This window comes from Streptomyces sp. NBC_01707, from assembly GCF_041438805.1.
Taxonomy (GTDB): Bacteria; Actinomycetota; Actinomycetes; order Streptomycetales; family Streptomycetaceae; genus Streptomyces.
Window position 1 is genome coordinate 6,977,385 of sequence record NZ_CP109190.1, and the last position, 11,671, is coordinate 6,989,055.

The 11,671-nt window shown below is 71.7% G+C and carries 8 protein-coding genes; 5 read left to right on the top strand and 3 right to left on the bottom strand.

Annotated elements, in window-relative coordinates; all coding sequences use genetic code 11:
* Positions 1 to 78 precede the first annotated feature (78 nt).
* Complete coding sequence (locus OG963_RS31285; RefSeq protein ID WP_093774741.1) at positions 79 to 3,585, top strand: BTAD domain-containing putative transcriptional regulator; 3,507 nt, start codon at positions 79 to 81, stop codon at positions 3,583 to 3,585.
* 15 nt (positions 3,586 to 3,600) lie between these two features.
* Here the strand turns inward: OG963_RS31285 and OG963_RS31290 are convergent, their stop codons facing one another.
* The 3 genes from OG963_RS31290 to panB form a co-directional block, all read right to left on the bottom strand.
* Positions 3,601 to 4,452: an ABC transporter permease gene (locus OG963_RS31290; RefSeq protein ID WP_093774743.1), complete on the bottom strand. Its 852-nt coding sequence runs from the start codon at positions 4,450 to 4,452 to the stop codon at positions 3,601 to 3,603.
* Complete coding sequence (locus tag OG963_RS31295; protein WP_093774745.1) at positions 4,449 to 5,474, bottom strand: ATP-binding cassette domain-containing protein; 1,026 nt, start codon at positions 5,472 to 5,474, stop codon at positions 4,449 to 4,451. The genes OG963_RS31290 and OG963_RS31295 overlap by 4 nt, the downstream gene beginning before the upstream one ends.
* A gap of 160 nt (positions 5,475 to 5,634) precedes the next feature.
* Positions 5,635 to 6,519, bottom strand: a complete 885-nt coding sequence (panB, locus tag OG963_RS31300; protein WP_093774747.1) for a 3-methyl-2-oxobutanoate hydroxymethyltransferase — start codon at positions 6,517 to 6,519, stop codon at positions 5,635 to 5,637.
* Positions 6,520 to 6,675: 156 nt separating this feature from the next.
* Between panB and OG963_RS31305 the strand changes: the two genes are divergently transcribed.
* The 4 genes from OG963_RS31305 (at position 6,676) to OG963_RS31320 (ending at position 11,660) form a co-directional block, all read left to right on the top strand.
* Positions 6,676 to 8,319: an MFS transporter gene (locus tag OG963_RS31305; RefSeq protein WP_093774749.1), complete on the top strand. Its 1,644-nt coding sequence runs from the start codon at positions 6,676 to 6,678 to the stop codon at positions 8,317 to 8,319.
* Positions 8,320 to 8,446: 127 nt separating this feature from the next.
* The gene (locus tag OG963_RS31310; RefSeq protein ID WP_051878682.1) at positions 8,447 to 9,109 is read left to right on the top strand and encodes a TetR/AcrR family transcriptional regulator; all 663 of its coding nucleotides are present in this window, start codon (positions 8,447 to 8,449) and stop codon (positions 9,107 to 9,109) included.
* A gap of 295 nt (positions 9,110 to 9,404) precedes the next feature.
* Entirely contained in the window at positions 9,405 to 10,322 is a 918-nt protein-coding gene (locus OG963_RS31315; protein ID WP_371126414.1) for an endonuclease/exonuclease/phosphatase family protein, read from the top strand.
* A gap of 120 nt (positions 10,323 to 10,442) precedes the next feature.
* Positions 10,443 to 11,660: an MFS transporter gene (locus tag OG963_RS31320; protein ID WP_371799704.1), complete on the top strand. Its 1,218-nt coding sequence runs from the start codon at positions 10,443 to 10,445 to the stop codon at positions 11,658 to 11,660.
* Positions 11,661 to 11,671: the final 11 nt, after the last annotated feature.

Sequence of the window (11,671 nt, forward strand, 5' to 3'; positions counted from 1 at the left end):
GCGACGCCGAGGGCCGGAACGGATCGCCGCTGCCGGGCGTCTGTCCGATTCCCGATTCCGGTCACGGAGAATAGGGGCGTGCGCTACAGCATCCTCGGCACCACGCAGGCACTCCACGACGACGGCACGGCCGTCGCCATCGGTGGGGCGCGGCTGCGCGCCCTGCTGACCGTTCTCGCGCTGAGCCCCGGCCGTGCGGTGCCGGCCGCGGTGCTCGTAGACGAGGTGTGGGACGGCGAGCCGCCCGCCGACGCGGTGGGTGCCCTGCAGGCGCTCGTCGGCCGGCTCCGGCGGGTTCTCGGCCATGAGGCCATCACCTCCGCCGAGAGCGGCTACCGGCTTGCCGCCGATCCAGACGCGGTCGACCTGCACCGCTTCGACCGGCTCACGGGGGAGGGGGTGCGGGCCCTGGACGCGGGCGATCCGGCCACGGCCGTCACCGTCCTCGACGATGCGCTCGCCCTGTGGCGGGGCCCGGTCCTCGCCGATCTGCCCGACCGCGGCGCCGTCGCCACCCGCTGGACGGCCCGCCGACTCGACGCCCGGCGCACCCGGCTCGCCGCGGCGCTGGCGCTGGGCCGCGCCGACGAGGTCCTGCCGGAACTGGTCGCGCTCTGCGCCGACCACCCGATAGACGAACCGCTCCAGGCGCTGCGCCTGCGGGCACTGCGGGACGCCGGACGTACGGCGCAGGCCTTGGCGGCGTACGAGGAGGTGCGCACCGTGCTCGCCGACCGCCTCGGCACCGACCCCGGCCCGGAACTGCGGTCTCTGCACGCGGAGTTGCTGCGCCAGGAACCGGCGCGGGCGGCGTCGAACCACGGGGTCGGACATGGTCGGGCGCCCGCGCCGGGTCGCACGCCCGGGCTCGGTCGGACGCCCGGGCAGGGGCCGGCCGCCGCGCCGCACCACGCGCCTGCGCCGAACCGGCCGCCGCTGGCGGACCCGACCGCCGTGCCGAACCGGGCGTCCCGGCCGGCCCGCACCCCCGTTCCTGCCCTCGCCCACGACGGCCCCCCGGCCCCGTACGCGCCCGCCGCACCCCACGGCAACCTGCGCGCCAGGCTCACCAGCTTTGTCGGGCGCGAGGCCGATATCGAGGCGCTTCGGGACGACCTCGGGCAGGCCCGGCTCGTCACCCTTCTCGGGCCCGGGGGAGCGGGCAAGACCCGGCTCTCTCAGGAGGCCGCCGAGTCCGCCGGGCTCGCCTGGCCGGACGGCGTCTGGCTGGCCGAGCTCGCCCCCGTCGACGACCCGCAGACCGTGCCCGAAGCGGTACTGACCGCGCTCGGCGCCCGCGAGACCGTGCTGCGCGGCGCAGGCGCCGAGGAACTCCGGGCCGCCGAGCGCAGCGCGGGTGACCCGCTCGTCCGGCTGACCGAGCACTGCTCCCGGCGCCGCATGCTGCTGCTCCTCGACAACTGCGAGCACGTCATCGAGGCCGCAGCCGCGCTCGCCGACCATCTGCTCGTCCACTGCCCGGACCTCACGGTCCTGGCCACCAGCCGTGAACCCCTCGGTGTACCGGGTGAGTTCGTCCGCCCCGTCGACCCGCTGCCCGACCCGATGGCGCTGCGCCTGCTCGCCGACCGGGGCGCCGCCGCGAAGCCGGGCTTCCGGATCGACGCGGACGAGGAGACCGCGGCGGCCGCCGCCGAGATCTGCCGCCGGCTCGACGGACTGCCGCTCGCCATCGAACTCGCCGCCGCCCGGCTGCGGATGCTCAGCCCACGCCAGATCGCCGACCGGCTCGACGACCGGTTCCGCCTGCTGACCAGCGGAGCCCGTACCGTGCTGCCGCGCCAGCAGACACTGCGCGCGGTCGTCGACTGGTCCTGGGACCTCCTCGACGCATCCGAACGCGCCGTACTGCGCAGGCTGTCCGTCTTCGCCGGCGGCTGCACACTGACCGCGGCCGAAGCGGTCTGCGCGGACCGGCCGCAGGACGCGCGCGAGGTGGCCGGGGTGCTCGGTTCGCTCGTCGACAAGTCCCTCGTCGTCGCCGCACCCGCCGACGACGGGGAAATGCGCTACCGGCTGCTGGAGACCGTCGGCGAGTACGCCGCCGAGCGGCTCGACGAGGCCGGGGAGCGGGCCACCGTCGAGCGGCGCCACCTGGTGCACTTCCGGGAGCTGGCCCGTACCACCGACCCCCTGCTGCGCGGCGCCGGGCAGCGGGCGGCCATCGGCCTCCTCCAGCGGGAGTACGAGAATCTGCGCACCGCCCTGCGCCACGCCGTCGCCGCCGGTGACGAGCAGGAGGCGGTCTGCCTGGTGCTCTCGCTCTCCTGGTACTGGCAGATGCGCGATCTGCGCGCCGACGCCCTGCACTGGGCCGATGCGGCCGCCGCGCTGGGCCCGGATCCCTTCGCCCCGCCGGCCCGGCCCGCCCCGTCGATCCGGGAACGCTGCACCGACGCGCCGCCGCCGATGGGTCCGGAGCTGCTCCAGGAGGCGAGGCGCGGCGTCGCGCTGATCCAACTGGTCAGCATGGACCACGCGTTGGACGAGTGGACCAACGAGAAGAGCATGGAGCGGCTGCGCGTCATCGCCGCCACCTACCGGGTGGGCCAGCCGCAGACCTGCCGTACCCCCGCGTCGCTCTGGTTCTTCGCGGTCATGCTCACCGGGGGCGTCGCGGACCTGCGCGAACTGGTGGACGAAACGGTCCGTGCCGCCCGCGAGTTCGGCTACGAGTGGGAGCTGGCAGCAGCGCTCCAGATGCGCGCCAATGTGCTTGCCAACCGCCCTGACTGGTCGGGTGAGGCCCGCGTGGACGCCGACGAGAGCCTGGAGATCTTCAGCCGGCTCGGTGACGACTGGGGCGCCGCCGAGTCGCTCTCCTCCCGCGGGGAGGCCAACGAGCGACGGGGCGATTACACCCGTGCGGCCGACGACTACCAGGCCGCCATCGGCTACGCCGAGCGGCTCGGTGCCCAGTCCCAGGCGGCGGTGCTCCGTACCCGGTACGCCTCCGTGCTCGCCGAACTGGGCCGCAGCGCCGAGGGCGAGGCGATCCTGCGCGAGGTGCTCGCCGAGGGGCGGGCGGCGGGACACGAGGCGATGCCGTTCGCGCGTCTCTTCCTCGCCATGCTGCTGGGCAGCACCGGCCGCACCGCCGAGGCCCGTGAACAGTACGCCGAGCTGGGCGACGCGTTCAGATCCGAGACCCTGGCGATCTTCGAAGGGTTCGTGCTGGGCGGGCAGGCCTGGCTGGACAACCAGGAGGGGCTGTACGCCGAGGCCGTGGCCCGGAGCCGGCAGGCGCTGAAGCGGTCCGGGGACCCGCTGGCGCAGATGGTGGCGCCCCAGATGTCCGTCATCAACCTCGTCACCCTCGCGCGGGCCCTGGCCGGACTCGGCGGTGAGGGCAGGGCGGCCCTCGCCGCCCGGCTGCTGGGCGCGGGCAGGGGTCTGCTGCCGAACGGCCATGTGTGGACGACGATAGAGCGGAAGAACTACGCCGAGGCGGAGGCGGCGGCCCGCGCCGCTCTCGGCGAGGCCGGCTACGAGGCCGCGTACGCCGAAGGCGATGGCCTCGCACTGGAGGAGGCCATCGCCCTGTTCGACGCGTACCGGGAGTGAACCGGAGGGGGCGCGTCAGGTCTTCTTGCGGAACTTGGCGACCGCGAGGGGCGCCGTCACCGCGGTGATGACCGCGGCCCAGCCGAGCGTCAGCCACACCGAGTGCGCCACCGGACCGCCGAGCATCAGCCCACGTGCCGCGTCCGCGAGATTGGACAGCGGGTTGTAGTCGGTGAAGGCCTGGAGCCAGCCCGGCATCGTGGCCGGCGGGGCGAAGATCGACGAACCGAACTGCAGGGGCATCAGCACGAGGAATCCCATCGCCTGAACCGACTGGGACGTCTTGAGGGACAGCCCGAGCAGGATGAAGATCCACATGATGGCGGCGCCGAACACCGCCGACAGCGCGACCGCCTCCAGCAGGCCGAGCACCGAGGTCTTGATCTCCAGGCCGAGGGCGAAGCCCATGGCCAGCAGGATCACCGTGGCGACCATCATCCGGCCGAGCTCGACCACGATCTTCGCGATCAGGACCGAGGAACGGGCGATCGGCATCGTCCGGAACCGGTCCATGACGCCCTTGCGGAAGTCGTCGTTGACACCGGTGCCGACCGCTGAGGCGATGTTCATGCCCATCATCGCCATCAGGCCGGGGATCAGATAGTTGATGTACTCCTGCCGACCGCCGCCCAGGCTTCCGCCGACGGAGCCGCCGAAGACGTACACGAACAGCAGCGTGAAGATGACCGGCATCAGGAGCGCGTCGAACATCGACTCCGGGTCCTGCTTGATCTGGAGCAGGTTGCGCCGCACCAGCGCGCCGATGTGCCGCAGATTGCCGCGCAGGCCGATCCGGCCCTCGTCGTGGAGCGCCTTCGCCGGTGCGGTGCCGGTCGGGGCGTCGGGCGTCAGAGTCGCCGTGCTCATGCCGCGACCTCCTCGGGGATCGTGTCGGTCACGGACGTGGTCGTCTTCTCGCCGGTGATGGCCAGGAAGACCTCGTCCAGGCTGGGCAGCGCGGTGGCGATGTGCGCGATGGACAGCCCCCGGCCGGCGAACAGGCCGATGACGGCGGTCAGTTGGTCGTCGCTGAGGATCGGGACGTACAGCATTCCCTCGTCCGGGACGGCCTGCGAACCGGCGACCCCGTCGAGACCGGCCTCCGCGAGCGCCTGCACCATGGCGGGCAGCTGCGCCGGATCCGTGGGCCGGATCTGCAGGGTGCGGCCGCCGACCTTCGCCTTGAGCTCGTCGACCCCGCCGTTGGCGATGATCTTGCCCTTGTCGATGACGGTGAGCTCGTCGGCGAGCTGCTCGGCCTCTTCCATGTACTGCGTGGTGAGCAGCACGGTCGCCCCCTCCGCGACCATCCGCTGCACCTCGTCCCAGACCTCGTTACGGGTCCGGGGGTCGAGCCCCGTCGTCGGCTCGTCGAGGTAGAGCACGGCCGGGCTGCCGATCATCGAGGCGGCCAGGTCGAGACGGCGCCGCATACCGCCGGAGTAGTTCATCGCGGCCTTCTTGGCCGCGTCGGTGAGCGAGAACCGCTCCAGCAGCTCGTCGGCGCGGGTCCGCGCGGTCTTGCGGGGCAGGTCGAGGAGGCGCCCGATCATGTAGAGGTTCTCCCAGCCGGAGAGCTTCTCGTCGACCGAGGCGTACTGGCCGGTCAGGCCGATGACCCGGCGCAGCTGCCGGGGCTGCTTCACCACGTCGTAGCCCGCGACGGTGGCGTGTCCGGCGTCCGGCATGATGAGGGTGGAGAGGCAGCGCACGAGGGTGGTCTTGCCGGCGCCGTTGGGGCCGAGCACACCGAGGACGGTGCCCTCGCGTACGTCGAGGTCCACGCCGTCCAGTGCCTTGGTCTCGCCGTAGTGCTTGACCAGCCCCCGCACCTCGACGGCGTTGCCGCCGGTCCTGGGGTTCTTGTCGATTCGCGTCATGCCCACCATGGGAACATCCGCCACCGACAGTCCACCGACATTCTGCCGACAGGGCGCCCGTGGCCGCGCCTGCAGGCCACCGATACGCGCCGACAGCCCGCCGATGGGGGAAGTCGGCGGGCTGTCGTGGTGCGGGCAGTGGTCAGTGATCCCCCGGCGGGGACACGCGCTAGTGGAAGGTGTGCTCCGGGGCCGGGAAGCTGCCGCCGACGACCTCGTCGGCGAACTCCTTGGCCGCGTCGCCGAGCACCTTGCGCATGTTCGCGTACTGCTTGGTGAAGCGCGGCACCTTGCCGCCGGTGAGCCCGACCATGTCGGTGTAGACCAGCACCTGGGCGTCGGTGTCCGGACCGGCGCCGATGCCGACGGTCGGGATCTGCAGACTGCGGGTGATCTCGGCGGCCACCTCGGCCGGTACGAGCTCCAGGACGACGGCGAACGCCCCCGCGTCCTGTGCCGCCTTGGCGTCCCGGATCAGCCGGTGCGCGGCCTCGTCGCTGCGGCCCTGCACCCGGTAGCCCATGGTGTTCACGGACTGCGGGGTCAGCCCGAGGTGCGACATGACCGGGATGCCGGCCGACACCAGCAGCTCGGTCTGCGCGAGCGAACGCTCGCCGCCCTCCAGCTTCACCGCACCCACGCCGGCCTCCTTGACCAGCCGGGTGGCGTTGCGCAGGGCCTGGACGGGCCCTTCCTGGTAGGCCCCGAAGGGCAGGTCGCCGACGATGAGGGCGCGCTTGGTGCCCCGTACGACAGCGGCGGAGAGGATGGCGACCTCGTCCATCGTGACGGGCACGGTGGTCTCGTAGCCGAGATGGCAGTTGCCCATGGAGTCGCCGACGAGCATGACCGGGATGCCGGCCTCGTCGAAGACGGACGCCGTCATCGCGTCGTAGGCGGTCAGCATGGGCCACTTCTCGCCGCGCTCGGTGGCGGCGGCGATGTCATGGACGGTGATGCGGCGGGTGCTCTTGCCTCCGTACAGCGCCTTGCTGCTGTCGGTGGGGGCCCCCGCGGGGGTTGCGGGCTGGTTCTGCGCAGCCTGAAGCGTCATTGCCAACGGCTCCTTCGTCATCTCGAGGCGCCCTGACGGCGTCCCCGGACCGGTTCCATGGTGGCATCCCGGGCCGTCCTCGGGAAGTGGGCCCTCTCGGCAAAGACTTTCCAATACGAGACGGTCTCGTATCGAAAGGGGGTTAGGCTCCCTGTCATGTCGATACCGTCCGGCCCTCCCGCGGCCGCGTCCCAAGTTCCCGAGGCGATCCACCGTCGTCGCTGGGCGATCCTCGTCGTTCTGATGTTCAGCCTGCTCATCGTGGTGCTGGACAACTCGATCCTGAACGTCGCGGTCAAGACCATCGCATCCCCGGCGCCCACCGGGCTCGGAGCCACCCAGAGCGAGCTGGAGTGGGCGATCAACTCCTACACGCTCGTCTTCGCCGGACTGCTCTTCACCGCCGGTCTGCTCGGTGACCGCATCGGACGCAAGAAGGTCCTGCTCTTCGGCATCCTGCTGTTCGGTATCGGCTCGGCCCTCGCCGCGATGTCCGGCTCGCCCGGCGAACTCATCACCTGGCGTGCCGTGATGGGCTTCGGCGCCGCGTTCGTGATGCCCGCCACCCTCGCCATCCTGATGAACGTCTTCGAGCGCGACGAGCAGCCCAAGGCCATCGGTATCTGGGCGGGCAGCGTCGGCCTGGCCATCGCCATCGGCCCGATCACCGGCGGACTGCTGCTCGAACACTTCTGGTGGGGCTCGATCTTCCTGGTCAACGTGCCCGTGGTGATCGTCGCGCTGATCGCGATGGTGGTACTGGTGCCGGACTCCAGGGACCCGAAGCCGGGCCGGATCGACCCGCTCGGCGTCGTACTCTCCATCGTCGGCCTGGTCCTGCTGGTCTTCGGCATCATCCGCGGCGGCGAACTCGCCGACTTCGCCGATCCCCTCGTGCTTCTGTCGATCATCGGCGGCCTGGTCGTCCTGGCCGGCTTCGTCTGGCACGAGAAGCGCAGCAGTCACCCGGCCATCGATGTCTCGTACTTCAGGAACGGTGCGTTCTCCGCCGCTGTAGCCGCCGTGGCGTTGGTCTTCTTCGCGCTGATGGGCGTGACCTTCTTCTCCGCCTTCTACCTGCAGAGCGTGCGCGGCTACAGCGCCCTGCAGTCCGGGCTGCTGATCGTGCCACTGGCCGCCGCACAGATGATCTTCGCGCCGCGCGCCCGGCTGGTCGTCCAGCGGTTCGGCGCCCGTGCGGTGTGTGCGGTCGGGATGCTGCTGGTGTCCGCCGGGCTGCTGGCCTTCACGCTGTTCGACGCCGATACGCCCGTCTGGGTGCTGTGCGTGGTCTTCTTCGTCCAGGGCACCGGCATGGCGCACGTCATGCCGCCCGTCACCGTCGCCGTGATGCAGGCGCTGCCGCGCGAGAAGGCCGGCTCCGGCTCGGCCATCAACAACACCTTCCGGCAGGTCGGCGGGGCGCTCGGGATCGCCGTCCTCGGCTCGGTGCTGTCCACCGTCTACCGCGGTGACATCGAGGGCCACCTCGGCGCGCTGCCGGCCCCGGCCAGGGACGCGGCGGGCGAGTCGATCGAGGCGACGCTCGGTATCGCGGAAAAGCTCGGCCCGGCGGGCCGCCCGCTGGTCGCCGCGGCGAACGACGCCTTCCTCGGCGCCATGCACGTCACCGCCGTCGGCTCGGCCTCCGTCGCCCTGATCGGTGCGCTGGTGGTCGGCCTGTTCCTGCCGGGCAGGCCGCCCGCCGAGCAGCCGGCCGGCGAGGGGGAGGGCGAGGCCGAGGGAGAGCGCACTGTGCCCGCGGGCGGGCCGATGACGACCACGGCCGCCGACAGCTGAGAACGGCCGCCCCGGACGCCCAGGACACTCCCGGGCGCCCGGGGCGTCGAGCGGGACACCGCCCACGTCGGCGAGAATCGAGGTGGGGGAGGCGGACGGGTGCGGCGAGAGGTGGAACCACGTGCAGATGCAGGACGAGGAGCTGGAGCCGCGGCGCGGCCGACCGCGCAGCGTGGCTGCCGAACGGGCCATCCTGGACGCCGTCGTCGAACTGCTGGAGGCCGGTGAACCACTGGCCGGGCTGTCCATCGAACGCATCGCCCGGACCGCGAAGGTCGGCAAGGCCACCATCTACCGACGCTGGAGCGGCAAGGAAGAGCTCTTCGTCGACGTACTGCGCGACATCGAGCCCCCGGAACCGACCGTCTCAGGCACCGCCGGGCTCACCGATCTGCGGCTGATGCTGGAGTCGCTGCGCAGGCGCGGACTCGCCCAGCGCTCCTCGGTCTTCCTCCACAACGTCTTCGCGCAGATGAAGAGCCACCCCAAGCTGTGGACCGAGTACCACTCCACGGTGATCGAACCCCGCCGCGCCGCTATGCGGGCCGCCGTGCAGCGGGCGGTCGACGCGGGGGAGCTCCGGGCGGACCTGGATGTGGAGCTGATGGACGACCTGTTCGTCGGCCCCATGCTGGTGCGGACCATTCACCGGCTCGATGCGCCACTGCCGGAGGATCTCGCCGACCGCATCATCGGGGCCTTGGTGGAGGGCCTGGCGCCACGGCCCGCCGCTGTCCCCGAGCCCGCACGGACCCCCGCCACATCCGGCAAAAGCGCAGGCCACGGCTGACTCGCCCGGATCCGCCCGAGTGTGCGCGTTCTGTCACAAGGCCCCGCGGAGCCCTTCCGGCCGGAACCCGCCGGTCCACGTCCTTCGTCCTCGTGGCAGTACAACCGTCGTCGACGGCAGGAAAGACATCGCTCATCCCCTAGGGTCAGGGGCGCGGCGATGTGCACGGCAAGGCAGTGAGGACAGCGCGATGGTGCAGGCGTACAGGGCGGACACCGAGAACGGCAGCGCGGAACCGCAGCGCACCGGATCCCGGTTCCAGGGCCTGCGCGACAGATGGACCGACGGCAGGGGCATGTGGCGGCGCGGCATCGTCCTCGCCGTCTGCGCGGTCCTGCTGACCTTCGTGATGATCTTCCACGCGGAGATCCCCAACACCATCGGCAACCTGGGCAGCCTCTCCGAGACTTTCCTGCCGTGGTTCGGCCTGTTCATTCCCCTGCTCCTGGTCCTGGGCCTGGCGCGCCGCTCGGCGACCGCGCTGATCGCCCTGCTGCTGCCGGTCGTGGTCTGGCTCAACATCTTCGGCGGGCTGCTCACCGACAAGTCGGGCAGCGGTGGCGACCTCACCGTCGCCACCCACAACGTCAACGCGGACAACCCCGACCCGGCAGGCACCGCCCGGCAGGTCGCGGGCTCCGGCGCGGACGTCATCGCCCTGCAGGAGCTGCCGCCCGGCGAGGTTCCGGCGTACGAGTCGGCGCTCGCCGCCCGCTATCCGTACCACTCGGTCGAGGGGACGGTCGGCCTGTGGAGCAAGTACCCGATGAGCGGCACCAGGCCCGTCGACATCAGGATGGGCTGGACCCGGGCGATGCGTTCCACGGTGAGGACACCCGAGGGCGAGGTCGCGGTCTATGTGGCCCACATGCCGTCCGTACGGGTCAAGCTGAACGCCGGATTCACCGCCAGCCAGCGGGACGAGAGCGCGGATGCGCTCGGTGAGGCCATCGCCGACGAACAGCTCGACAGGGTGATCCTGCTCGGCGACCTCAACGGCACGATGAACGACCGCTCGCTGAACGCGGTCACCTCCCAGATGCGGTCCACCCAGGGCGCGGCGGGCGACGGCTTCGGCTTCAGCTGGCCGGCGTCGTTCCCGATGGCCCGGATCGACCAGATCATGGTCAAGGGCGTCGAGCCGATGTCGTCATGGACGCTTCCGGCGACGGGCAGTGACCACCTGCCGATCGCCGCCCGCGTCGCACTCTGACGAAACGGCCCGTTCACCTCGTGGCACAAACCGTCTGAGAGTATTTGTTCCAATCGGGAACAAGGACCTGCCGGCGAGAGAGCCGGTGGGCCGGGATCCCCTGCGGAAAGGTCTCCCCTCATGCCACTGGCTCTTCTAGCGCTGGCCATAAGCGCCTTTGGCATCGGAACCACGGAATTCGTGATGATGGGCCTGCTGCCCGATGTCGCGGACGACCTGGGCACATCCGTGCCCACCGCGGGCTATCTCGTATCGGCGTACGCGCTCGGCGTCGTTCTCGGCGCCCCGCTGCTCACCGCCGTCGGTTCCCGGGTCCCGCGCAAACGGATGCTCCTGCTGCTGATGGCGCTGTTCACCCTCGGCAACCTCGCCTCCGCGTTCGCCCCCGGCTTCGGCTGGCTGGTCGCCGGCCGGTTCCTCGCCGGACTGCCGCACGGCGCGTTCTTCGGGGTCGGCGCGGTCGTCGCCGCGCGGCTGGTCGGCGAGGGGCGGCAGGCGAGGGCCGTCGCGACGATGTTCCTCGGCCTCACCGTCGCCAACATCGTCGGCGTACCGGCGGCCACACTGCTCGGCCAGCACCTCGGCTGGCGCGCGACCTTCCTGGTCGTCGGGGTGATCGGGCTCTGCTCGTTGGCCGCGCTCGCCCGGCTCGTTCCGCACATTCCGGTCGACGCGCAGCAGGGCCTCGGCCGCGAACTGCGCGCCCTCGGCGACCGGCAGGTGCTGCTCGGCCTGCTCACCGCCGTCCTCGGTTTCGCCGGGGTCTTCGCCGTCTACTCGTACCTGTCGGCCATGACGACCGAGGCGATGGGCTTCGGCGAGTCCTCGGTGACGCTGGTGCTCGCGCTGTTCGGTATCGGCATGACACTCGGCGCACTCGCCGCCGGACCCCTGACGGACCGCGCGCTGCGGCCCACGCTGTACGGCTCCCTGGCCGCACTTGCGGTGGTCCTGGTGGTCTTCCCGTTCGCCGTGCAGGTGAAGTGGGCGGCGCTGGTGATGGTCGTCCTGCTCGGCGGGGTCGGGTTCATGACCACGACGCCGCTGCAGATGCTCGTCATGAAGAAGGCGAAGGACGCCCCGACGCTGGCCTCCGCCTCCAACCACTCGGCGTTCAACCTCGCCAACGCGGGCGGCGCCTGGCTGGGCGGCGTGGCGATCGCGGCGGGCTGGGGCTGGACGTCCCCGGCTCTGGTGGGCGCGGTCCTGACGGTGGGGGGCCTGGCGGTGGCGGTCACGGCGGGCGTGCTGGACCGCGGCGGGCGGGGCGAGTCCCGGGTGCTGGCAGGCGTGGGTGCGCGGGGTGCGCGGGAAGAGAGCCACGCGGACGTGGCCTGAGGGCGGCGTTC